This window comes from Cupriavidus pauculus (assembly GCF_003854935.1).
GTDB classification, from domain to species: Bacteria; Pseudomonadota; Gammaproteobacteria; order Burkholderiales; family Burkholderiaceae; genus Cupriavidus; species Cupriavidus pauculus_C.
On the sequence record NZ_CP033969.1, the window covers coordinates 3,229,742 to 3,253,965 of the forward strand.

The window sequence follows — 24,224 nt, forward strand, 5'->3', positions numbered from 1 at the left end:
ATAGGCAGATTTGCCGGAAGCCGCGCGCCGCAAGGGCTGGCGGCACGCGCCTGGGCGCGCGGCCGTGGCGCGCCGGCCACGCCGGCCTGCGCAGATTCTGTCGCAATCGATTCATGCAGGCGCAGCGGGCCGGGTGACGCGCGATCTACGGAGATTTCGCCATATCCGAGACGCGAAGCGTGCCTAGCATCCGACCTCGCCCCAAGGTCGGGGCCTCGCACAACTCACTTCGTCTCCATGTCATCGCGCCCGCTGCCACTGCCTGAAGCACACAACCCAGTCGCCCAGTCCAACGGGCTGCGCCGTGCCCCGGGCGTGCTGACGGCGCCGGACTTCGAGTGGCGCGGCCCCCCGCTCAGCGAGACGCGGCTGGCGCGCGACGCGGGCGCGCCCGGCTGGATCGACACGGCACTCGACGCCATGCCCGAAGCCAACGGCCACGGCGGCCACGCGCTGATCCAGGCCGTGGTCAAGGCGCGCGTGGGCGGCACGTTCTGGGGCACGGACCCCGCCGCGGCGCTGGCCGAAGCGGGAGACCGTCCGCTGGCGCTGCTGCGCCCCGGCAACCTGCGCCAGGCCGCGCAAATGCTGGCGCTGGCGCAGGGCTGGAACCTGCTGCCGTGCCTGGTGATGCCCACCACGGCGCACTGGAAGAGCACGCTGCACACGCAGTTGCAGGCGCAGGGCGGCATCCTGCTGCACGATCCCGTGGACCCGTGGCCGCTGCTCGACCGCTGCGCGCGCGTGATCGTCGACGGCAACGACACGGTCGGCTTCCTGGCGCTGCTGGCCGGCAAGCCCGTGACCTGCGTGCAGACCGGCTACCTGTCCGGACGCGGGCTCACGCATGACGTGGGACTCACCGAGCGCAAGGCGCCGCGGTCTCTGGCGCAACTGGCCGAGGCGGTGCTGCGCGACGGCACGCGCTACATCGACCCGTTCACCGGCAAGCCGTGCGACTGCGACGCGGTCATCGAGCTGCTGCACTTCTGGCGCGCGTTCTGCCACCAGAACCGCGAGGTGGCCTGCTGCACCGGCATGGCGCTCTGGAAGCGGCGCGACATCACGCGCTTCTTTCACAATGGCGCGCGCCCGGTGCCCTTCTTTGCCGGATCGCGCCGGCCCGCGCAGTTTGCCCGGCGGCAGCGCGGCGCGGTGGCCGTGTGGGCCACGCGCGAGACGCTGGAACTGGCCGTGGAAGCCAGCGAGGCGCGCGTGCCGCTGTATCGCGTGGAAGACGGCTTCATCCGGTCGCGCGGCCTGGGCAGCGACCTGTATCCGCCAATGTCGATCGTGGTGGACCGGCGCGGCATGTACTACGACCCCACCAGCGGCAGCGACCTTGAAGTGCTGCTGGCCGACACCACGTTCACGCCGGCGCTGCTGCGCCGCGCACGCAACCTGCGGCGCATGCTGGTCACGCACCGCATCACCAAGTACGGCAGCGGCCATGCCGACGCCCCGCTGCCGCCGCTGCCGGCGGGGCGGCGTTGCGTGCTGGTGCCCGGCCAGGTGACCGACGACGCATCGCTGCGGCTCGGCGGCGCCGGCATCGCCAGCAACCTGGAACTGCTGCGCCGCGTGCGCGCGGTGGAGCCTGACGCCTACATCGTCTTCAAGCCCCACCCCGACGTGGAGGCCGGCCACCGCCCCGGCGTGGTCAGCGACGAGGACGCGCTGCGCCATGCCGATATGGTCGCGCGTGGCACGTCCCTGGCACGCTGGCTCGATGCGGCCGACGCCGTGCACGCGCTGACGTCGCTGGCCGGCTTCGAGGCGCTGCTGCGCGGCCGCGAAGTCATCGTGCACGGCCAGCCGTTCTACGCAGGCTGGGGCCTGACGCGCGACATGGCGCCGATGGCGTGGCGCCGGCGCACGCTGACGCTCGACGAACTGGTGGCCGGCACGCTGCTGCTGTACCCGCGCTACCTCGACCCCGAGACCGGCCTGCCCTGCCCGCCCGAGGTGCTGGTGCAGCGCTTTGCCGAGCGGGGCCGCCGCAAGCACGCGCCCGTGCTGTCGCGCCTGCGCCAGTGGCAGGGCCGGCTGCGGCGCGCCATATGGGCCATGCAGGGGCGCCTGCTGGGGGCGTGGTCGTGACCGCCGGCGCGCCGCGCACCTTCCTGTTCCTGCAGGGGCCGCCCGGGGCGTTCTTCAGCCGCTTGGGCGCCGCGCTGCGGGCCGCGCGGCATGGCGTGCACCGCATCAACTTCCATGGCGGCGACGCGCTGGACTGGCGCGCCGGCCCCGCGCTGGCGTGGCGCGGCCGCGACCATCGCTGGCCGGACTGGCTGGCGGCGCAACTGGCACGGCTGGGCGTGACCGATCTGGTGCTGTTCGGCGACTGCCGTCCGTTGCATCGCGCGGCCATTGGCGTGGCGCACCGCCATGGCGCGCGCGTGCATGTGTTCGAGGAAGGCTACCTGCGTCCGGACTGGATCACGCTGGAGCGCGACGGCGTGAACGGCCATTCCACGCTGCCGCGCGACGCGGCCTGGTTTCTGGCCCAGGCACGCGGCCTGCCCGCGCCGCCGCCGCATGCGCCGATCCCCGGCAACTTTGGCGCGCGCGCACGGGCGGCGCTGGGGTACTACCTGGCCGCGTACTGTTCCTGGCCCGCGTATCCGCACTACACCACGCATCGCGGCTGCCATCCGGCGCGCGAACTGGCCGGCTGGGCGCTGCGCCTGACCCGGCGCCGGCGCGCGGCACGGCAGGCGGCACAGGCCACCGCGCGGCTGGCGGGGCAGCCGTACTTCCTGTTTCCGCTGCAGCTCGACTCCGATTTCCAGTTGCGCGTGCATTCGCCGTTCGGCGGGCTGGCCGATGCGCTGGCGCGCGTCATCGACGACTTCGCGCGCCACGCACCGGCCGGCTACCTGCTGGCGATCAAGTCGCATCCGCTCGACAATGGCGTGACCGACTGGCACGGCGTGGCAATGCGCCAGGCCCGACGCGCCGGCATGGATGGGCGGCTGGTCTGGATCGACGGCGGCGACCTCGACCTGCTGGCGCGCCACGCGTGCGGCATGGTCACCGTCAACAGCACCAGCGGCACGCTGGCGCTGGCCGCCGGCGTGCCCGTGCGCGTGCTGGGCACGGCAGTCTACGACCTGCCCGGCCTGACCGACCCGCAGCCGCTGGCCACGTTCTGGCAGGCGCCGTGCGCGCCCGACGCGGCGCTGTTCGATGCGTTCCGCCGCGTGCTGGGCCACCGCTGCCTGCTGCACGGCGGCTTTCACAACGCGGCGGCCATCGGCCTGTTGATCGGACCGGTATGCCGGCGGCTGCTGGGCGCCGCCGAGCCGGCCGATACCGCAGCGCCGGCGCCTGCGGCGCTTGCTGGAGCCATCGCATGAGCCACCCCGAACTGCTGCTGGACATCACGCGGCTGATGCGCCGCGCGCGCCATGCCACGCCCACCGGCATCGACCGTGTGGAGATGGCCCATGCCGACTATCTGGGCCGCCACGCTGCCGGGCGGCTGGTCTATACCGCCATGCACCCGTGCGGCTGGCACGTGCGCCTGCCCGCCGCGGCCACGCGCCGCTTTCTCGACGACACCGCGCGCCGCTGGCGCGGCGACCGCACGGGCCCGCGCCTGGCGGCATGGCGGCTCTGGGCGGCGCTGTGCCTGTCGTGGCCGCGGCTGCCGCGCCCGTGGCCGTCGGCGCGGCGGGCTGTCTACCTGCTGCTGTCGCACACGAACCTGGAACGTCCCGCCGCCGTGGCGCGCGCGCTGGCGGCGGAACAGGCGCGGCTGGCCTGCCTGGTCCACGACGCGATCCCGCTCACGCATCCCGAGTTCGCGCGTGCCGGCATGGCCGACGTGCACCGGCGGCGCATGGAGACCGTCGACGCGCTGGCCGACCTGGTCGTCTGCAACTCGCGGGCGACGCTCCAGGCCATTGCCGGGCGGCTGCCGCGGGGCCCGCACGGCGCCCGGCTCATGGTCGCGCCGCTGGGTGTGGCGCCCCCGCGCGCGCCGGGCGCCGACGCCGGGCCGTCACCCGGTGCGCCCTGTTTCGTGATGCTCGGCACGATCGAGCCGCGCAAGAACCACATGCTGCTGCTGCAGCTCTGGCAGCGGCTGGTGGCACAGGCCGGGCCGGCGGGGGCGCCGCGCCTGCGGATCGTGGGCCGCAGCGGCTGGGAGAACGCACACATCCTGAACCTGCTGGCGCGCTCGCCGGCGCTGCGCGGCGTGGTGACGCTGACCCACGGCATGGCCGATCGCGACGTCGCCACGCTGCTGCGCTGCGCGCGGGCGCTGCTGATGCCGTCGCTGGCTGAAGGCTTCGGCCTGCCCGTGGCCGAGGCGCTGGCACTGGGCGTGCCCGTGATCGCCAGCGACCTGCCCGCCCTGCGCGAGGCCGGCGGCGACGCACCCGAGTACCTGGACCCGCTGGACGGCCCCGCGTGGCTGCGCGCGATCCACGACTACACCGACGCGGCCGCGCCGCGCCGCCGCGCCCAGCTTGCCCGCATCGCCGCCTGGCGCGCGCCGGGCTGGGACGACCACTGCCGCATGGTGCTCGACGCCATCGACCGGCTGCCGGACACCGCCCGCCCACCGACGGAGGCCAACCTTGCCAACTGATTCGATCGCCTCGCCGCTGCGCCACGGCCTGCGCGTGCAATGCCGCGTGATCGGCGCGCTGATCCTGCGCGAACTGCATACGCGCTACGGCCGCGAGAACATCGGCTACCTGTGGCTGATTGCCGAGCCAATGCTGCTGGCCGGATCGGTATCGCTGATCCACATTGGCGACAGCCACCATCGCGGCGGCATCCTGCCGGTGCCGTTCGCGCTGGGCGGCTACTGCGCGTTCATCATCTTCCGCTCGATCGTCACGCGGGCCGAGGGCGCGCTGCACGCCAACCAGCCGCTGCTGTACCACCGCATGGTCACCATCTTCGACATGCTGGTGGCGCGCGCGGTGCTGGAGGCCGCATCCAGCGTCGTGGCGCTGCTGTTGCTGCTGGCCGGCGCCTGCGCGCTGGGCGTGGCCCAGCCGCCGGCCCGGCCGCTGGTCATGCTGGCAGCGCTGGCGCTGATGACGTGGTTCTCGTTCGGCGTGTCGATGCTGGTCTGCACGGCCACCTACCTGAGCAAGATGGCGCACCGCCTGATCCACCCGGTGGTGTACCTGGCCATGCCCATGTCGGGGGCGTTCTTCCTGCTCAAGTGGATTCCCGACCCGTACCGCACCTGGCTGTCGTGGGTGCCGCTGACGCAGATCTTCGAGCTGCTGCGCGAGGGTCAGTTCCAGAGCTTCGAGAGCCCCTACATCGACCCCTTCTACATCGTGGCGTGGTGCCTGGCGCTGACGCTGGCCGGGCTGGCCAGCCTGCGGGTCCTGCGCCGCCACGTCCACCACTGAACCACGCCACGCCATGACCGCCGATGCATCGACCGCCCCCGCCGCCGAGATACCCGCCCATCCGGCATCCCACGCCCAGGCGCCACGCCTCGCGGCGTTCTGGCACCGACACCGCGTGTTCCTGGCCGTGGTGGTACTCCCGACGCTGCTGGCCGCGCTCTACTACTTCGGCATAGCCGCCAGCCAGTACGAGTCCGAGGCGCGCTTCGTGGTGCGGTCCACGCAGTCGCAGCTGCCGCAGGGCACGGGCGGCCTGGGCCAGATGCTGGGGCTGGCCGGCGTGCTCAACGACGCGCAGGCGCAATTGTTCAGCGTGGGCGATTACCTGGAGTCGCACGACGCCGTGCGCGCGCTCCACGACAAGGTGGATCTCGTGTCCCTGTTCCGCCGCCCGGAGGCAGACGTGGTGTCGCGGCTCTGGTGGGCCGATCCGAGCCCGGAGACGCTGCTGCGCTACTACCGGCGCCAGGTGACCGTGGCTTTCAGCCAGGACACCGGCATCACGACGCTGCGCGTGCATGCGTTCCGCCCGGACGACGCGCGGGCGCTGGCAAGCTGGCTGCTGACGCTGGGCGAGTCGCGCGTCAACGCGTTCAACCAGCGTGCCGTGGAAGACGCGGTGCGCGTGGCCACGGCCGAACTCAGGGAGGCCGAGGCCCAGGTGATCGAAGCCCAGCGCGCGCTGACCACTTTCCGGCTGCAACAGCGCGACATCGACCCGGAAAAGACCGGCGTGGGCCAGCAGACGCTGGTGGGCCGGCTGGAGGAATCGCTGGCCCAGTCGCGCGCGCAACTGGCCACCGTGCTGGCGGCCGTGGACGCAGGTAGCCCGCAGGCCGTGGCGCTGCGCGACCGCGTGGCCGGCCTGGCACAGCAACTGGCCGCCCAGCAGGCCCGGCTGACCGATGCACAGGGCACCGCGCCGCGCATGGCCGATTACCAGCGCCTGCTGATGAAGCAGGACTTTGCCGCCAAGCGCTACGCGGGCGTGGCCACCGCGCTGGAAACCGCGCGCGAGAACGCGCTCAAGCAGCAGCTCTACATCGTGCGCGTGGTGGAGCCAAACCTGCCCGTGCGGGCGCTTTACCCGCGCAGCGCACTGATCGTGACCAGCCTGTTCGTCAGCCTGCTGGTGGCCTATGGCATCGGCTGGCTGATCGTGGCCGGCGTGCGCGAGCACGCGGCCTGACCCGGAGACCCGTTGTGAAACTGTTCAAGAAGATGTGGGCCGACCAGGCCGGCGGCCAGGCCGCCACGCTGGTGGCCACCGCCGACGCCGCGCGCGACGCGCGCGACTGGGGCACCGCCGCCGCGCACTATCGCCAGGCCCTGGACGCGCGCCCCGAACTGGCGCCGATCTGGGTGCAGTACGGCCACGCGCTCAAGGAAAGCGGCAACGTCGTGGAAGCGCGCGCCGCCTATCGGCGGGCACTGGGGCTGGCGCCCGACGTGGCCGATACCCATCTGCAGATGGGCCACGCCGCCAAGCTGGCCGGCGAACTGGAGGAAGCCGCCGCCTGCTACGCGCAGGCGCTGACGCTGGCGCCGGGCCATGACGACGCGCTGCGCGAACTGCACGCGCTGGCGCTGCGCGGCATCCGCGTGGACATGCACGCCCTGCGCGGCGCGTGGAACCGTGCACCGGCCACGGTGCCGGCCGACGACCCGGTCGCCGCGCTGTCCGTGATGCTTGACGCCGCACGCGCCGCCGCGGCCCACCCGGCCAACCCGACCAACGCGGCCCATGCCGAAGCGGCCCGGCTGGCCCGCGAGCAACTGGCCAGCGCCGTCGAGATCCTGCGCCGGATCGACCGCGACGCGCTGCAGGCGACCCGGCCCGCCGGCCAGGGCGCCGCCATCGTCTTCGACGCCACCGACCTGATCCACCACTTTCGCGGTTCGCGCCTGCCCACCGGCATCCAGCGCGTGCAGCTCGAACTGATCTCCGCCGCCTGCCGCGCCACCGATCCCGCGCATCCCGCGCCGATGGTGTGCTACCTCGGCGATCAGGGCTGGCTGGAAGTGCCCGGCGCGCTGTTCGCGCAACTCTGCCGGATCTGCCTGGGCCACGGCGACGCGCCGCCAGCAGCCTGGCAGCAGACGCTGATGCAACTGGACACGCTGATGCTGGGCAGCGCGCCGATGGCGTTCCCGCGCGGCGCGTGGCTGGTCAGCCTGGGCACGTCGTGGTTTCCGGAGTACCTGCTGCACGTGCGGCTGGCCAGGCAGCGATACGGCATCCGCTACGTGCCGTTCGTCCACGACCTGATCCCCGTGGTCATGCCCGAGCATTGCGTGGACGACCTGGTCGACCGCTTTGCCGCGTGGCTGCTGGGCGCGTTTGCGCACGCCGACCGCTTCCTCGTGAACTCGGAATCGACACGGCGCGACCTGGAAGCCGCCGCCGCGCGGCTGGGCCAGCCGCTGCCGGCGGGCCACGTGGAAGTGGTGCGGCTGGATGCCGACATCCGCAAGCCCGGCCTGCGCGCGCCAGAGGCCGCCAACATGCAGGGCTGGGGCTGGAGCCGGCAGCCGTTCGTGCTGATGCTGTCGACGGTGGAGCCGCGCAAGAACCACCTGGCCGCGTTTCGCGCGTGGCGCAGCCTGATTGACCACCATGGCGCGCGGCACGTACCGCAGCTCGTCTGCGTGGGCGCCCGGGGCTGGAAGAACGAGGCCGCCCTGGCGATGCTCGACAACGATCCCGTGCTGGCGAGCCGCGTGACGATCCTGTCCGGGCTGGCCGACCCGCAGGTGGCGCTGCTGCTGGAGCGCTGCCTGTTCACGCTGTATCCAAGCCTGTACGAAGGCTGGGGGTTGCCCGTGACCGAATCGCTGTGCCACGGCAGGGTGCCGGCGGTGTCCGACGTGGCGTCGCTGCCGGAAGCCGGTGGGCTGCTGGCCGACTACTTCGATCCGCAGTCGCCGGGCGAACTGCTGCGCGTGGTGGAAAAGCTGATCTTCGACGTGCCGTACCGCCGGTCGCGCGAGCAGCGCATCGCGGCGGAGTTCCGGCCACGCACCTGGCAGCAACTGGGCGACCAGATCGCGCAGGCCGTGCAGCGCTGGCAGGGCGGCATCGGCGATGCGCAGCCCGCCGCGCCGGCCCCGACGCTCGCCACCGGCCGCTACTACCCGATGGCCGCGCCGCGGCGGCTGCCGCTGGCCCAGGGCACGGTGGTCACCGAGAGCCTGCGCGCCGGCGACGGCTGGCACGGCGTGGAGGACTGGGGCTGTTGGAGCCGGCCGGGCGACAGCCGGCTGGCACTGCGGCTGACGGACGACCTGGCCGATGCCAGGGTGCGCGTCTACCTGTGCGTGCGCGGGCTGCCGTCGCGCGCCACGCAGTACCGGCTGGCATGTGGCGAGGGGCCGCGCAGCGAAGGCCGGCTCGACGCCGGGCGCGAGAGCTGGATCGCCATCGACGTGGATGCCCCGCCGCCTGGCCAGCCGCTGGAACTGTCGCTGCACGCCGACGCGCACGAATCGCTCGGCGAGACCACCCAGGGCGCCGACGCGCGCGTGATCGGGCCAGCCGTGCTGGGGGTGTACGTCTGCGCGGCCGACGATACGGCCGCGCGCCTGCGTCTGGTGGAAGCCGTGACGCTGGGCACCCTCGACGCGCTGGCGGTACCGGCCGAGACGGACCGCTTTCTGCTGGCGGCGCGCCAGACCTCACAACTGCTGGCTGGACTCTAAGGGGGCCGTGATGGACGTCATCGACATGCCCGTGGCGCGGGCCGCCGACGCCACGGCCGCCGCCGCCACGGCGATCCTGCTGCAGCCCGTGATCCTGGCCGGTGGCGCCGGCACGCGGCTCTGGCCGCTGTCGCGGGAGCAGATGCCAAAGCCGCTGATCCCGGGGCTGCTTGGCGATACCACGCTGCTGTGCGCCACGGCCGGGCGGCTTGCCGGCATCGACGCGCCGGGGCTGCAGGCGGCGCCGCAGGTCATGGTGGTCTGCGGCCACGCCCATGCCGAGGCCACGGCGCGCCAGCTGCGCGGCAGCGGCCATCGGCCCCGGCTGCTGCTGGAGCCGTGCCCGCGCAACACCGCGCCCGCGCTGACCGCGGCCGCCCTCGACATCGCCGCCACGCGCCCCGACGCCGTGATCGTGGCGATGCCGGCCGACCATGCCATGGGCGATACCGCCGCGTTCCGGCGGGCCATTGCCACGGCGGCCGGCCATGCCGCAGACGGCGCCGTCGTCACGCTGGGCGTGGTGCCGGATGCGGCGCAGACCGGCTACGGCTACATCGAACTCGGTACCGCGCTGGACGACCGCGGCACGCGGCGGCTGGCGCGCTTTGTCGAGAAGCCGTCGCACGACGTGGCCGCGCGGTACGTCGCCGCCGGCCAGCACTGGTGGAACAGCGGCATCTTCGTGGTGCGCGCCGACGTGTGGCTGGGCCTGGTGGCCCAACTGCATCCACAGACCCTGCTGGCGTGCCGGCAGGCCCACGCCTCGGCAACGCCGCTGCCCGACGGCCTGCTGCTGGACGAGGCCGCGTTTGCCGCCTGCCACGCCGATTCCATCGACTACGCCGTGATGGAGCGCCTGGGCGACACGCCGGCGGCCGTGGTGCCGCTGGACGCCGGCTGGTGCGACCTGGGCGCCTGGGACGCCATCTGGCAGCGCATGCCGCGCGACGCCGCCGACAACGCCGTGCGGGGCCAGGTGCTGCTGGAAGGCGCGCACACCACGCTGGCGCACGCGGCCAGCCGGCTGGTGGTCTGCGTCGGCACCCGCAACCTGGCCGTGGTGGAAACCCCTGACGCCGTGCTGGTGGCGGACATGGCCCATGTACAGCACGTCAAGACGGCCGTGGAGAAGATCCGCGCCCAGCGCCGCACCGAGGCCAGCACGCACCGCCGCGTGGAACGCCCCTGGGGCCGCTTCGAGTCGATCGACCAGGGCGAGCGCTTCCAGGTGAAACGCCTTGTCGTCGAACCCGGCGGCCGCCTGTCGCTGCAGATGCACCACCACCGCGCCGAACACTGGATCGTCGTACGCGGTACGGCGCGCGTGACGCGCGGCGAGGAATCGTTCCTGGTCAGCGAGAACCAGTCGACCTACATCCCGCTGGGCGTGGCGCACCGCCTGGAAAACCCGGGCAAGACCACGCTGGAGATCATCGAGGTGCAGTCGGGGAGCTATCTGGGCGAGGACGACATCGTGCGGTTCGATGACGTGTACGGGCGGGGATAGGCATGCCGGAAGCCAACGCAACCCTACAGACCGATCTGGCGGAAGCGCAGTCGCTGGCGGAAGCGGGCCGCTTCGACGCCGCGCTGGACGCCTACCGCAGGATCCTCGACACCGACGAAAGCTGTACCCTGGCGTGGTACCGCAAGGGGCTGCTGCACCGGCACAACGGTGAGACGCGGCTTGCCATGGTGGCATTGCGGCGCTGCATCTCGCTATCCGCGACCGACCCGTGGCCGCGATTCCAGCTGGCGCAGATGCTCTGGTCCACCGGCATCGCCCGGCGCTGGGAAGCGCTGCGGCTGTTCACGTCGGCATTCGAGCTCGATCCTCACTGCGCGGAGTTTCGGCTCAACCTCGGCAACGCGCTGGCATCGATGCAGATGCTGGGACGCGCCGCGCACATCCTCGCCCCGCTGCCCGCGTCGCTGCCAAGCTGGTGGGCGGCGGCGCGCGACAACGCGATCGCCGCCTGGCGCGCGGCCCGCCACGAGGCGCGCCAGAGACTGGCGGCCCGCCGCCACGCCGACGGCGAGCGCTCAACCCTGCCCGACACGCTGCGGCTGGCCGGCCTGCTCGGCCAGATTGGCAAGCACCGTGCCGCCGGGTCCATTGCCCGGACAGTCATGCGCCAGCATCCCCACACCTGGGAGGCGTTTGCCATCCACGCCGACGTGCTCGCCCGCGATACCGGGCCGGCCGCGGCGGTCGCTTTCCTCGACAGCATCCGCTGGCTGTTCGGCGGCCAAGCCGCGTTCGAGATCGCGACGGCCCGCCTGCGGTATGAAGTGGGCGAGAACGACGTCGCGTGGCGTCTGCTGACCCCCGCACTGCGGCGCGTATCACAGGAATCCCGCGCGCTGGCAAGCTCGGTACTTCTGGCGTTGAACGAAGGCGAGTTGCTGCTCGAACACTGCCGGGAATGGATGCACGACGCCCCCGACGACACCGCGCCCTTCATGTTCGCCCTGGCGGCCCAGCACGCCAGTGGCCGGCTGCAGACCTTTCGGGAAGGCACGGGCGCGCGGCATGTGGACGGCGGCGTGCCTGCCGCGACGACGCTGGTCCAGTTCTGGGACACCCCCAGCCCGCCCCCGGAAGTCATGGATGCCATGTCGTCCTGGTCGGCCATGAACCCAGGGCTGCGCCATATCGTCTTCGACGATGCATCGGCCAGGGCCTACATCCTCGACCGGTATGGCGAGGAGGCGGGGGCAAGCTACGACTGGTGCCACCATCCGGCCATGAAGTCCGATGTGTTCCGCATCGCCTATCTGGCCAGTGACGGGGGCATCTATGTGGACGCCGACGAGTACTGCCGCAGGCCGCTGGCGCCCATCCTGCACGCGCTTGCCTCGGTCGAACTGGTTGCCGCGCGCTCCGCCGACGTGGCGCCGTACCTCTACAACGCATTCCTCGCAGCGAGGCCCCGCTCGGACATCGTCGGGCGCGTGCTGGAACAGTTGCTTGCCCAACTGGCGCGCGCCCGACGGGCCGGCGTCAGGCTGGATATCTGGCACGCGACGGGCCCCGGCATTCTGACCCGTGCAGTGAGCCATCTGCTCATGAGCGAGCCGGACGCCTGCGCACGCGTGCTGCTGCTGACCAAGGGGCAGTACGAGAGCTTCTCGGAGGAACGCGACACCATGGCCTACAAGCAATCGACCCAGGGCAACTGGCGGCTTTCGGACCGTGCCGCCCCCTGACGCCTTCTATCCTCCCCACGAAAACAGAGCAGGAAACCCCCATGAACCAGGCAAACGAAGCGCAGGCCGTCTTCACCGAGATCTATCACCGGAACCAATGGGGCAGCCCCGAATCTGTCTCGGGGTCCGGCTCCGAAATGACGCGCACGCGCCATCTGCGGGCGGAGTTGCCGCATCTGCTTCGGGAATTCAACATCCGATCGGTGCTGGACATCCCTTGCGGCGACTTCAACTGGATGCGGCACGTCGACCTGGGCGGCGTCCACTACATCGGCGCCGACATCGTGCCGGAACTCGTCGAGCACAACCGGCGGACTTACCGGGGCCCCCGCATACAGTTCGAGCACCTGGACGTGATCGCCTCGCCTTTGCCGAAGGTCGACGCAGTGCTGTGCCGCGATGGCCTGGTGCACTTTCCGCATGCCAGCATCGCGGCGGCGCTGCGCAACATCTGCAGCAGTGGTGCGCTGTATCTGCTGACCACGCACTTCTCGTTCCGCACGCCATCGGCCAACGAAGAGATCGACTTTGGACAGTGGCGCCGGCTGAACTTCGAGCTGGCGCCGTTTCACTGGCCCGCCCCACGCCGGTACATCATCGAGGGCTGCGACGAGCACGACGGGCACTTTGCCGACAAGAGCCTCGCCATCTGGCCGGTCCAGGAGATCCGGAGCCGGCTGCAATGGCCATGACAGCGGCGGCCGGCCGCGGGCCGGCCCCCTTCCCTCACCGCTTGAAGAACTGATTCCCGGTATAGACCGGCGAGAACAGCAGGTTCAGGATCGACACGAACTTGGTAAGGCCGTTGGATTCGGCGTTGGCGATGTAGACCACGTCCTTGTCGCGCATGGCGAAGCGCTGCGCCAGGAAATAGCTGGACGGGTTCATCAGGTCGAGCCGGTAGATCACGGGCGCGGTATCGGGCTGGTAGCGGAACACGAAGATCGCGCGCGGGTCGGCCTGCAGGTCGCCGGGGCCGCCCACCTTGGCCACGGCTTCCGCCAGGTTCACGCGCGGGGCGTCGAACGGTACCTGCGATACCTTGCCGGCCGCGCCCATGACCGAGAAGCTGCGCGGCCGGCGTTCGATCATCAGGCGGTCCTGCGGCCGCAGCGGCAGGTTGGCGTCGCTCTCGGGCGACAGGTCGGCCAGCGGCAGTTCCAGCGTGGTCTGTCCGCGTGTCAGGCGCGCGGCGACGTCGGTCATCGGATAGGCCGCGCCGCCGGCCAGCGCCACCATGTCCAGCACACGCTCGCCGCCGGGCGTCAGCGGCACCCGGCCCGGCTTGCGGACCTCGCCCATCACCATCACGCTGTTGGCCAGGTTGTCGCGCACGCTGACCACCACCTGGGGGTCTTGCGACTTGCCCCGCAGCGCGGCGCGGATGGCGTCTTCCAGTTCGCGCGGCGTGCGGCCGGCGGCCCGAATGCGGCCCGCGTAGGGCACCGGAATCGTGCCGTCGGCGGCCACCGTGACCGTCGGCATGGCTTGCCCGGCCGCGGTGGGCTGCGGGGCCGCCGTCATGCCGCCGCCCATCGCCCCCAGCGTGGAGGCCGGGCCGAACAGCGTGGTGCCGACTTCGAAGATCGAGATGCCCAGCGTATCGCCGGCCCCGATGCGCTCGAAGACGGTATCACCGCCGCGCGACACCGGCACATCGACGGGTACGCTCGCGGGCGCGGCGGGCATGGCGTCGAGCTTGCCGATCAGGTCGGCGTCGACGTCGGCGATGCGATAGCCCAGCGCGTTGGCGGCGCTGGCCTGCGCGTCCAGGATGTCGCGCGCCGTGGGGCCGCTGCTGGGCAAGTAGGCACAGCCGGCCAGCACGGCGGCGCAGGCCAGCGCCACGGCGCGCGGCGCAAGGTGAGCAAGGGAAGCAAGGGAAGCGGACGGTCGTTTCATGGTGAATCGGGAAGGGACAGCACGCGCGCGTACATCGCGCGCAGCCTGGCTTGATAGGGTTCGGGCGCAAACCGCTGCGCCTGGCGCGGGCCCAGGGCGGACAGTTGCGCGCGGAGATCGGCGTCGGCATCGAGCCGCCGGAAGCCGGCCGCGATGTCGGACACGCTGTACGGATCGACCATCAGCGCCGCGTCGCCGGCCACCTCGGGCAGCGACGCCACGTTCGACGTCAGCACCGGCGTGCCCACCGCCATGGCCTCCAACACCGGCAGGCCAAAGCCTTCGTAAATCGACGGGAAGGCCACGGCGCGCGCCTGGCGCACCAGCGTCATCAGCCACGGACGCGGCAGGTAGTCATAGCGGCGGATGCGCTCACTGACGCCGCGCAGCGGATGGCCGCCGTCACCGTGCAGCAGCCGCGTCTCGGCCGCGCTCTTCCAGGCCCGCGCGCCGACGATGACGAGCGGCGTGTCGACCTGCGCGGCCAGGTAGCCCTCCACGAGCCGGCCAATGTTCTTCTTCGGCTCGATGGCGCCGAAGTACAGGAAGTATCCGCGCGGCGCCAGCTCGAACGCGGTTGCCAGCCGCGCGCCATCGTCGGCATCGGCCAGCGGCACGGGCATGACGGCCTGCCAGGTGTTCGTGATGCGCGCGGGGTCGGCGGCGGGAAACATCCGCAGCAGGTCGGCCCGGCTGGCTTCGGACACGGTGCAGACGTGGTCGCCGTCGCGCAGGCACGCGCGCACCAGCCGGTAGTGGTAGCGCTTGTTCTCCAGCGACGTGTACGGCAGGCGCAGCGGTACCAGGTCGTGGATCGTGTAGATGTTGCGCGCGCCTTCGATCCGCACGGGCAGCGGATAGGTCCAGTGCATGATGTCCGGCGGATCGGGCACGCGCAGCCGCAGAAACCTGCCGTGGCGCCGGAAATGCCGCGCCGCCGCGTCGAACAGGTCGGGGCTCGTGAAGAGCCGGCTGCTGTCGGGCACGCGCGCTTCCAGGCCACGGGCGATGACGCTGTCCGTGCGCGGCACGTGTACCGCCGTGCGCCCCAGGACGTCGGCGCAGGCCGTGCCGATGGCCGCCAGCCGGTTGCGCGACACGCGGCGCGGCCGGTCCAGCGCGTCGAAAAACAGCACCTCGCGCAGCGGCGCGGCGGTGCGTGCCCCGACCGCGAGGCCGTAGACGAGGTCCACGTCGTGCCCCATCCGCGCGAGCGACCACGCCAGCGTGCGGGCGTAGGTGGCCACGCCGGAGCCATTCGGCAGCGCCAGATTGAATCCATCCACACCGATGCGCATGGCTGTCCTGTCGATATGGGAGTCAGGCGACGCCGCGCGCGGTGGCGCCGCAGACATCGGCATAGAGCGCCAGCAGCCGCTGCGCGTAACCGCGCGGGGCAAACGCGGCCACCTGCTCGAAGCCGGCGGCACGCAGGCGGCGGCACAACTGGTCGTCGCGGTCCAGCGCCCGGATGGCGCGGGCCATGGCATGCGTGTCGCGCGGGTCGACGTGCAGCGCGTGGCCGCCCCCTACTTCGCGCAGCGCGCCAGCATTGCTGGTCATCACCGGCGTGCCCAGCGCCATGGCCTCCGCCACGGGCAGGCCAAAGCCCTCGGCCAGCGACGGGAACAGCATCGCGCGCGCCTGGCGGATCAGCGCCATCAGCTCCGCCTGCGGCAGCCAGGGCAGCCGGATCACGCCCGGCGAGCGCGCGAGCATCGACTCGATCTGCGGGATGTCGCGCGCGATGGGGCCGGCCACCACCAGCGCGCGGGACGTCTGCGCGGTGCGATGGGCCGCCACCAGGCGCGGCAGGTTCTTGCGCGCTTCGGGCATGCCGCAGCAGATGAAGTAGCCGCCTGGCCGCAGGCCGGCCGGCAGGCCCGGATCGCGCTGCAGCGCCGCGTGCACGGCCTGCGAGGTATTGGTGACGAACGCGGGCGGGCAACCGAGTACGTCGATGATCTCGGCGCGCGAGGCGTCGGAGACGGTCACCAGATGGTCCGCCTGCGCAACGATCTCGCGCAGCAGGCGCAGGTGCCGCGCGGCACCGATCGACGTCAGGCGCGGATGCGTGAGCGGGATCAGGTCATGGACGGTGTAGACGTTGCGCGCGCCTTCCAGGTACAGCGGCAGCGGATAGGTCCAGTGCATGATGGCCGGCGGCGCGGCGCAGCGCACGCGCATCAGGCGCTGGTGAAGGTTGAAGTAGCTCTGGGCCTCGCGGAACAGACGGCCCCCATCGTGCACGCGATGCTGGGGTTCGGCCAGGCCCGCGTGACGCTCGAAGACGGCCTCTCGCGTGCCGGTGCGCAGCGCGGCCAGCCATCGCGCGGGCGCGGACTCGCGTGCCGCGCCCCCCGGCGTACGCGCAGACCGGCCGCCACCGAGCCAGTGCACCGCCACGCCGGCACGCGCCAGGCTCGCGCCGAGCGAGCGCGCATAGGTGGCCACCCCGGTGCCGGCGCCGAGGCTCCACGTGCGGGCATCGATGCCAACACCCAGGTCCACGGGCGGTTGCGCGCAAGGCAATGCAGGAATGACCACGGGCGCGTGGCGTGGCGCCACCGCATCGCGCGCCGGCCGCGATTGATCGGTCCGAAGGATCGTGCTCATAATGCGGCACCGAAAACCTCCGCGCACCGCATCGGGCCACGCCAATGATTTCCTTCCAGAACGTCAGCAAGCGCTATCTCGTGGGGCATGTTCCGACCACCGTCCTTCAAAACGTTTCCTTCACCATCGGCCGTGGCACCGCGCTTGGCATCTGCGGTGCCAATGGCGCTGGAAAGTCCACGCTGATGCGCCTGGCCGCGGGCGTGGAGCTGCCCACCAGCGGCCAGGTGCAACGTACGTTCTCTGTGTCGTGGCCGCTGGGCTACAGCAGCGCGTTCCAGAGCAGCCTGACCGGGGCCGACAATGCACGCTTCATCGCGCGCGTGTACGGCAAGCCGATCGACGACACGCTCGCGTTCGTCAACGACTTTGCCGAGCTGGGCCGCTACTTCCGCATGCCGGTGCATGCCTACTCGGCCGGCATGTCGGCGCGGCTGGCGTTCGCGATCTCGCTGGCCGTGGATTTCGACTGCTACCTGATCGACGAGGTGACGGCAGCCGGCGACGCCCGCTTCCGCCAGCGTTGCCACGACGCGCTGCGCGCCCGGCTGGCCAACGCGGCGCTGATCATGGTTTCGCACGACCCGTCCACGCTGACCGATTTCTGTAACACCGGGGCCGTCCTGCACAACGGCACGCTGCGCCGCTTCGACACCATCGACGACGCGCTGCACGCCCACCATGACCTGCAACGGGCGCCAGCCTGAACGGACGGCACGACACGGGCGAAAGCGTGACCTTGCGCGATGACGCACTTGCGTCACGGACTGGGCAGATTTTGAAACGGGGGCGCCATATTCGGGCCGGGCGCGGCAGACCCCGCCCCGACGGGCGCGCGGGTCATTTGGGGCAGGCGGGGCGGGCGGGACCGCTAGCGCAGCGGGATGTCGTCGAGGTCGCGCACTTCGCGGAAGCGCTCTCCCGGCGTGGGCACCTGGCCACCGGCCGTGTCGATGGCGCGGAACGCGGACAGGTCGAGCCCGGTCATCGTCTCCAGCTGCGGCACCGGCACCACGAACTTGCGGATGCCGGCGTCCACGCCCTTGGCCGGGTGCGCGTCGCCGCGGTTGATGTCCAGCACGTCGCGCTGGTCGGCCAGCAGCGCCACGGCCTTGAGCCCGCTGGCGCCGTGCCACGCCACGAGCTTCCAGTAGGCGGACGGGATCTGCACGTCGTCGGCCCAGAGGTCGGTCTCGTCGTTGAAGACCGGTCCCTGCAGCACCGACAGCCGGGCGCCCTCGATGGTCCGCACGCCGCGCTCCAGCACGTATTGCTCGATGCCCTGCCAGAGGTTGTCGCCCTGGTTGAACAGGAAGTGCTGCGGCGTGCAGTTCGGAAAGTGGAAGGTATCGGTCTCGGCACGCGCGGCGAAATCGCCCCAGGTGGCATCGGCGCGGCGGGTCAGGTGTCCCCGGTCGAACAGCGCGCTCCAGGCCGCGTAGAACGTATCGTCGATAACGCCGGCCGGGTCCACGCGCGGGTCGCGGTACCACGCTTCGCGCTCGGGCTCGCGCGGCGCCGGGCTGCGCTTCAGCTCGATGTAGGTCGGGCCGTCGATATTGGTCGCCGTGAACAGGGCCAGCCGGCGCGCGGCATGGACGATGGCGCTGAAATTCTGGTAGTGCAGCAAGCCGGGCGTGGTGCCGTCCAGCAGCGGCAGCGTCCGGGCCTGGATGCCGCGCACAAGCTGGCCGAGATCGATGTCGAGCCCGTTGATGAAGCCGCCGTCGAAGCCGCTGCGATTGGCGTAGTCTCGATCCAGCCGCGCACGCTCCGGCTGGCCGCTGAGCCGCAGCGCCGGCACCGGCACCGGCGGCGGACGGCGTTCCAGTTGCTGCCGCGTGGCGGGCCGCGCCGCGGCGTAGCGGCTCAGCGCATCGACCAGCAGGTCTTTCTGCGGGCCAGCCGCCAGGGTCTCGGTGCGTTGCTTGAGATCGGTGTAGATCGCGCTGACCCGGATACCGACGTTGACCACGGCCTGGCGCGTGCCCGCCGCGTCGTCCTCGTTGTCGCCCTGGCCGTAGTGATGCAGCGCGATCACTTCCCAGTCGTCGTTGAACGCGGGTGAGCCCGACGTGCCCGGCAGCGTGTCGGTATCGTAGATCAGGTACTGGTCGCGCCGGTCCAGCAGGAAGTTGTTGCGGATGGCGATGGTCTTCTTGCGCCCGCGCGGGTGCTGGATGATGTTGACGGCCATGCCCTTGCGGTGCTTGTCCTTGGCGTCGCTGAGCGGCACGTAGCCAAAATCGGCCAGCGCGCCGGCGCCCTGCACGCGGTGGCCCACGGCCACGATGGCGTAGTCCAGCTCGGCCTCGGGCGAGAACACCGCCAGCCGGTCGGGGTCCAGCACGAACACGGTGGGCGCCACGGGCTGGCCGGCGCCGTTGATCTCGTCGTCGAACACCAGCTCGGCGGCGCGCGCGTGGTCCACGCTGCGGATCACATGCTGGTTGGTCATGATCAGCGACGGGCTGATCAGGAACGCGGTGGCGCTCTCGGTGGCGCCGTCGAGCTCGATCTGCACACGGCAGACGCAACGCCGCGCCGTGGCGCCATCGACCAGGAAGCTGACCGGCTGGAAGTCGTTGGTGCCCGACACCGACTCGGGCATGCCCATCGACACCCCGCTCTTGACCGAGAACGCGCGCCGGCGCACCGGGTCCTGCTCGGCCTGCTCGGGCCGGCCCTCCTTCAGCAACTGGCGCACGCGCCGCCGCTCGGCGGCGGTGGCCTCGACCAGCGCCTTCATCTGACTCGTGGATAGGTCGTTCAGCCAGCGCATCGTGCCTCTCCCGCAGTGGGTGTGGCCGACGAGCTTGGCGCACCGCTGCGACGGTTTTGTGACAGCGGCGCCGAATATGTCAATTTCATGACAGAGAACCGGCCTGCGCCCGGCAAAGGCATGGCTCTTGCAGCCATTCCCGCAGCGCCCTGACGGCGCCCGTCCGCAACGGCCCGGGCGCCCCAGGGCATGTAATTCCCGCGCACCGCTTGTACGGACGGCATGGTCGTTCCCCGGCGGGACGCGCGCTGCACAAGGAAAGGCGACCATGGAGAACGAACTGAAGCTGCCGACCGACCTGGCACAGCGGCCGAACGCCGGCGACTCGACGGCGCGGCCCGACCCGCACACCGACACCCGCTCGGCCACCACGGCGGCCCGGCTGACGCTGAAGCGGCGCGACACCGTGGAATCGGCGTTCTGCAAGATCCTGCACAACTGCCTGGACCAGGTGCACGCCAACGCGCCGCTGGTGGCGGCCGGCGATTCACCGGAAGGCGTGCACCAGATGCGCGTGGGGCTGCGCCGCTTCCGCTCCGCGCTGGACCTGTTCGAGGGCGTGGTGACGCTGCCGGACGGCATGGAGGAAGAAGTGAAGTGGCTGGCCGACGAACTGGGCCGCGCGCGCGACTGGCACGTGCTGGCGAATGCCACGCTGCGCCAGGTGGATGCCGGCGACGACCAGCGCGACGCGCTGCGCGAAACCAGCGCCGCCGCACTGTCGATCGAGCAAGCGCGCCAGGCCGATGCCGCCCAGGCGGTCACCTCGCCGCGCTACGCCGAGTTGATGCAGGCACTCGACCAGTGGCTCACGACCGCCCCGTGGCGCGACGGCACTGATTCGGCCCGCACGAAGCAGCTCGATGCCAACGCCATCGACCATGCGGACAAGGTGATGCGCAAGCGCCACCGCAAGCTGGTCCAGCGCGGACGCGGGCTGCACAAGCTCGACGCGCACCGCCGCCACCGCGCCCGGATCGCGGCCAAGAAGCTGCGCTACGCCACCGAGTTCTTCGCCGGCCTGTTCCGGCCGAAGACGCTGAAGCCCTACCGGCGCGTGCTGTCGAAGCTGCAGGACGACCTGGGCTGGGGCAACGACATGGCCGTGGCCGACGGACTGCTCAGCCACCTGGAACTGCACCACCGCAAGGCCTCCGCCGGCGCCAGCTACGCGCGCGGCTTCCTGGCCGCCCGCGTGCAGGACGACCGCGACAACCAGCGCAAGCTGTGGAAGCGGTTCCGCGCCACCGGGCGGCCGGTGGCGGTCAGGGGTTGATGACGGGCGCGTAATCGCCCAGCCTGTAGAAGGTCATGTTGCTGCCTGGCAATCGGTTGTGGGTGAGTTATTCGACCTTGACGTTGGCCTTCCTGACCAGCGCCGCATAGCGGCTGGCCTCGCTGCGGAAGAACTGGGCGGCCGCCTCGGGCGTGGTGGGCTTGACCACGGTGGCCTGCTTCCGGAGCGCCTCGACCACCTCGGGGCTGGCGAACGCAGTGGCGAAGGCGTCGTGCAGGCGCTTGACGTCGGCCGGCTTCATCCCGGCCGGGCCCACCACGGCGAACCAGCCTTCCACGTCGTAGTGCGACAGCCCCTGCTCGGCGATGGTCGGGATGTCCGGCGCCACGGCCGACCGCTCGTCACCGCACAGGCCGATGGCGCGCAGCGTGCCGGCCTTGATGTGCGGCAGCGCGGCGTTCAGCGCCACCACGCCAAAGTCGACCTGGCCGCCGATCAGGTCGGTGATCATCGGGCCGGTACCCTTGTACGGGATATGGTTGGCGCGCACGCCGGCTTCGCTCAGGAACAGTTCGCCGGCCAGGTGGATGATCGTGCCGTTGCCCGACGACGCCATGTTGTAGCCGTCCGGCCTGGACTTGAGCAGCGCCGTCAGTTCCCTGACCGACCGCGCCGGCAGCTTCGGATTGGCCACCAGCACCAGTTGCGTGGCGCCGATTACGCTGATCGGCGTGATGTCCTTGATGGCGTCGAACGGCATCGACTTGAAGACGCTGGGGTTGATGACGTGGTTGTTCGACACCACGCCCAGCGTGTTGCCGTCCGGCGCGGCCTTGACCACGGCGGCCGCGCCGCTGATGCCGCCGGCGCCGGGCAGGTTCTCGATCACCACGGGCTGGCCCAGCGTCTTGCCCAGCGCGGGGCCGGCCGCGCGCACGATGGCATCGACGCCGGAGCCGGCGCTGATCGGCAGCACCAGTCGCAGCGGCTTGCCGCCCTGGGCCAGGGCCGGCGGCAGCACCGATACCGTGGCCGCGGCCAGCAGCAGTTTCAGAGCCGACCGCCGGCCGGCCCGCAATGCGGGGGATGGGTACATCGTTGTCTCCGTCATGTTTTTTTGTAGTGAAGCGGTACGGCGGCGGGTCAGCGCCCGCGCAGGCGCCCGAGGATTTCCTCGGTGTGCTCGCCCGGCCTTGGCAGCGGCCGCTGCACGCCGGGACGGCGCCCGCCCATCAGCAGCGGCAGCAGCACGGTGGGCGCCATCGAGCCGTCGTCGGCCTGCATCGGCACCAGCCCGCCGCTGGCCTTCAGGTGCGGGTCGTCGAGCAACTGGTCGGGCCGGACGATTGGCGCATACGGGATGCCGGCGGCTTCGAGCTGCGGCGACAGTTCGTCGGCGCGGCGGGTGGCGAGGATCGCGCCCAGTTCCTGCAGCAGTTGCGGGCGCACCGCCACGCGCGAGGCGTTGTCGCGGTATTCGGGTCGCTCCAGCAGCGCCGGGTGGCCGAGCACGTGGCAGAGCGTGACGAACTGCTTGTCGCTGACGGCGCCGATGAAAAGCTGGGCGTCGTCGGCCAGCGTGAAGACGTCGTAGACGCTCCAGGCCGACACGCGCGACGGCATCGGCGGCGGCGCCTCGCCGGTCATCGCGAACTGCTGCATGTGCTGCGACGCCAGGAACACGCAGTTCTCGAACAGCGCGCTCTGGATCTCCTGCCCCTGGCCGGTACGGTCGCGCTCGCGCAGCGCGGCCAGCACGCCGATGGCGCCGAACATGCCACCCATGATGTCGTTGACCGACGTCCCCGCGCGCAACGGCCGGCCCCTGGGCCCGGTCATGTACGACAGCCCGCCCATCATCTGCACCACCTCGTCCAGCGCCAGCCGCTTTTCGTACGGGCCGGGCAGGAAGCCCTTGTGCGAGACGTAGATCAGGTGGCGATACCGGCTGGACAGCGTGGCGTAGTCGAGCCCGAGTTTTTCCATCAGCCCGGGGCGGAAGTTCTCCAGCAGCACGTCGCTCTGGCCGGCCAGTTCGGCGGCGGCAGCGCGGCCTTCGTCGGTCGTGATGTCCAGGATCACGCTCTTCTTGTTGCGGTTGAACGCGCGGAAGAAGCCGATGCCCAGGCCGGGCAGGTTGCGCGTCTTGTCGCCGCCGGGCGGCTCCACCTTGATCACTTCGGCGCCAAGGTCGGCCAGGATCATGCCGCACGTCGGCCCCATGACCATGTGCGTGAATTCGACCACGCGGATGCCGGCCAGCGGAAGGGAGTTGTCTTGTTGCATGGTGGTCTCGCGGAAAGGGTCAGGCGGCGGCGCGGGCGGCGGCCGGCGCGAATGTCCGGGGCAGGCCGGCGCGCCAGAGCGTGCCGTGCAGCGTCTCGCCAGGCAGCATCTGCGCGACCTCGCGGCGCAGGGCCAGCAGCGCGTCGATGTCGACGCCGGTGTCGATGCCCACGCTGGCGAGCATGTAGGCCAGGTCTTCGGACGCCACGTTGCCGCTGGCGCCGGGCGCGTGCGGGCAGCCGCCGATGCCGGCCAGGCAGGCGTCGAAGCGCGTGACGCCGGTATCCAGCGCGGCCAGCACGTTGGCCAGGCCCAGGCCGCGCGTGTCGTGGAAGTGGCCGCAGTGAAAGCGCTCGCCGCCGATCCGCAGCGCCCGCTCGAACAACGCTCGCACCGCGCGCGGATCGGCGTAGCCGACCGTGTCGGCCAGGCTGACGCGGTCGGCCCCGGCATCCAGCAGCGCCTGCAGCAGCCGCAGCACCTCGTCGGCGTCGACATGGCCCTGGATCGTGCAGCCGAAGGCCGTGCCCACGCCACCTTCGATCAGCGTCTTCGATCCGGCGGCGTCGCGCGCGGCCCGGATGCGGGCCACCTCGGCCACCACGTCGTCGGGCGTCTTGCGCAGGTTGGCCAGGCTATGGGCATGGCTGGCCGACAGCGGCACCAGCATCAGGTCCGCACCGCTGGCGATGGCGCTTTCGGCGCCGCGCAGGTTCGGCACCAGCACCGAGACGAACAGCCCCGGCAGCGTGCGGGCAAACGCGACCAGCTCGGCCGTGTCGGCCAGTTGCGGCAGCAGCCGGGCCGGGACGAACGAGCCCACCTCGATCTCGCGCTGGCCGGCGGCATGGGCGGCCGCGATCCACGCGATTTTCTGCGCGGTCGGCACGATGGTCTGGAGGCTCTGCAGCCCGTCGCGCAGGCCGACTTCGCGGATCACGGCGTGGCGCGGCCATGGCGCCGGCCGGGCTTGGGGATGGGATGTCATGGGTAGGAATGGGGCGGAGCGGAAGCGATGGAGCCACTATATGACGTGCCAGGATCGCTCTGAAGCGGTAATCCGCCACGTTATCGATTCCAATCTGGAAAGTCTCGGCGCTTGCCG

At 71.4% G+C, this 24,224-nt stretch carries 18 protein-coding genes; 11 read left to right on the forward strand and 7 right to left on the reverse strand.

Annotated features, from left to right (window positions below):
• Positions 1 to 237: 237 nt before the first annotated feature.
• The 9 genes from EHF44_RS16180 to EHF44_RS16220 are packed head-to-tail and all read left to right on the forward strand — an operon-like array spanning position 238 to position 12,988.
• Positions 238 to 2,100, forward strand: a complete 1,863-nt coding sequence (locus EHF44_RS16180) for a capsular polysaccharide export protein, LipB/KpsS family (RefSeq protein ID WP_216643959.1) — start codon at positions 238 to 240, stop codon at positions 2,098 to 2,100.
• On the forward strand, positions 2,097 to 3,359 hold the full coding sequence (locus tag EHF44_RS16185; protein ID WP_216643961.1) for a capsule biosynthesis protein: 1,263 nt from the start codon (positions 2,097 to 2,099) through the stop codon (positions 3,357 to 3,359). Before EHF44_RS16180 ends, EHF44_RS16185 begins: the two co-directional genes overlap by 4 nt.
• Entirely contained in the window at positions 3,356 to 4,600 is a 1,245-nt protein-coding gene (locus EHF44_RS16190) for a glycosyltransferase family 4 protein (protein ID WP_172966068.1), read from the forward strand. Before EHF44_RS16185 ends, EHF44_RS16190 begins: the two co-directional genes overlap by 4 nt.
• Positions 4,590 to 5,384: an ABC transporter permease gene (locus EHF44_RS16195; RefSeq protein ID WP_124684591.1), complete on the forward strand. Its 795-nt coding sequence runs from the start codon at positions 4,590 to 4,592 to the stop codon at positions 5,382 to 5,384. Before EHF44_RS16190 ends, EHF44_RS16195 begins: the two co-directional genes overlap by 11 nt.
• A 13-nt stretch (positions 5,385 to 5,397) precedes the next feature.
• Positions 5,398 to 6,573 carry a hypothetical protein gene (locus tag EHF44_RS16200; RefSeq protein WP_124684592.1) on the forward strand — a complete coding sequence of 392 codons (1,176 nt, stop codon included), beginning with the start codon at positions 5,398 to 5,400 and terminating at the stop codon, positions 6,571 to 6,573.
• 14 nt (positions 6,574 to 6,587) lie between these two features.
• Positions 6,588 to 9,083, forward strand: coding sequence for a glycosyltransferase family 4 protein (locus tag EHF44_RS16205; protein ID WP_124684593.1), 2,496 nt, complete (start codon positions 6,588 to 6,590; stop codon positions 9,081 to 9,083).
• Between the two features lie 10 nt (positions 9,084 to 9,093).
• Positions 9,094 to 10,593, forward strand: a complete 1,500-nt coding sequence (locus EHF44_RS16210; protein WP_124684594.1) for a mannose-1-phosphate guanylyltransferase/mannose-6-phosphate isomerase — start codon at positions 9,094 to 9,096, stop codon at positions 10,591 to 10,593.
• A gap of 2 nt (positions 10,594 to 10,595) precedes the next feature.
• Positions 10,596 to 12,296: a glycosyltransferase gene (locus EHF44_RS16215; RefSeq protein WP_124684595.1), complete on the forward strand. Its 1,701-nt coding sequence runs from the start codon at positions 10,596 to 10,598 to the stop codon at positions 12,294 to 12,296.
• Between the two features lie 41 nt (positions 12,297 to 12,337).
• On the forward strand, positions 12,338 to 12,988 hold the full coding sequence (locus EHF44_RS16220) for a class I SAM-dependent methyltransferase (protein ID WP_124684596.1): 651 nt from the start codon (positions 12,338 to 12,340) through the stop codon (positions 12,986 to 12,988).
• A gap of 34 nt (positions 12,989 to 13,022) precedes the next feature.
• Here the strand turns inward: EHF44_RS16220 and EHF44_RS16225 are convergent, their stop codons facing one another.
• The 3 genes from EHF44_RS16225 to EHF44_RS16235 are packed head-to-tail and all read right to left on the reverse strand — an operon-like array spanning position 13,023 to position 16,814.
• Positions 13,023 to 14,198 (reverse strand): polysaccharide biosynthesis/export family protein, encoded by a 1,176-nt coding sequence (locus tag EHF44_RS16225; RefSeq protein WP_124684597.1) that lies wholly within the window; start codon positions 14,196 to 14,198, stop codon positions 13,023 to 13,025.
• Entirely contained in the window at positions 14,195 to 15,496 is a 1,302-nt protein-coding gene (locus EHF44_RS16230; RefSeq protein WP_124684598.1) for a glycosyltransferase family 4 protein, read from the reverse strand. The genes EHF44_RS16225 and EHF44_RS16230 overlap by 4 nt, the downstream gene beginning before the upstream one ends.
• A gap of 22 nt (positions 15,497 to 15,518) precedes the next feature.
• On the reverse strand, positions 15,519 to 16,814 hold the full coding sequence (locus tag EHF44_RS16235; protein WP_124684599.1) for a glycosyltransferase family 4 protein: 1,296 nt from the start codon (positions 16,812 to 16,814) through the stop codon (positions 15,519 to 15,521).
• 44 nt (positions 16,815 to 16,858) lie between these two features.
• Between EHF44_RS16235 and EHF44_RS16240 the strand changes: the two genes are divergently transcribed.
• Positions 16,859 to 17,521, forward strand: coding sequence for an ABC transporter ATP-binding protein (locus EHF44_RS16240; RefSeq protein WP_124684600.1), 663 nt, complete (start codon positions 16,859 to 16,861; stop codon positions 17,519 to 17,521).
• 164 nt (positions 17,522 to 17,685) lie between these two features.
• On the opposite strand, the gene EHF44_RS16245 is transcribed toward EHF44_RS16240, so the two are convergent.
• On the reverse strand, positions 17,686 to 19,596 hold the full coding sequence (locus tag EHF44_RS16245) for a DNA/RNA non-specific endonuclease (RefSeq protein WP_172966069.1): 1,911 nt from the start codon (positions 19,594 to 19,596) through the stop codon (positions 17,686 to 17,688).
• Positions 19,597 to 19,864: 268 nt separating this feature from the next.
• Here EHF44_RS16245 and EHF44_RS16250 point away from each other — a divergent pair, with 268 nt between their 5' ends.
• Positions 19,865 to 20,872: a CHAD domain-containing protein gene (locus EHF44_RS16250; protein WP_124684602.1), complete on the forward strand. Its 1,008-nt coding sequence runs from the start codon at positions 19,865 to 19,867 to the stop codon at positions 20,870 to 20,872.
• A 67-nt stretch (positions 20,873 to 20,939) separates the two neighbouring features.
• Here the strand turns inward: EHF44_RS16250 and EHF44_RS16255 are convergent, their stop codons facing one another.
• From EHF44_RS16255 to EHF44_RS16265, 3 genes are read right to left on the reverse strand one after another with little or no spacing between them, the layout of a single operon-like run.
• A complete protein-coding gene (locus tag EHF44_RS16255) occupies positions 20,940 to 21,929 on the reverse strand; it encodes a tripartite tricarboxylate transporter substrate binding protein (protein WP_124684603.1) in 990 nt (329 codons plus the stop codon).
• Positions 21,930 to 21,976: 47 nt separating this feature from the next.
• The gene (locus EHF44_RS16260) at positions 21,977 to 23,119 is read right to left on the reverse strand and encodes a CaiB/BaiF CoA transferase family protein (RefSeq protein ID WP_124684604.1); all 1,143 of its coding nucleotides are present in this window, start codon (positions 23,117 to 23,119) and stop codon (positions 21,977 to 21,979) included.
• A 19-nt stretch (positions 23,120 to 23,138) separates the two neighbouring features.
• On the reverse strand, positions 23,139 to 24,107 hold the full coding sequence (locus tag EHF44_RS16265; RefSeq protein WP_124684605.1) for a hydroxymethylglutaryl-CoA lyase: 969 nt from the start codon (positions 24,105 to 24,107) through the stop codon (positions 23,139 to 23,141).
• Positions 24,108 to 24,224 lie beyond the last annotated feature (117 nt).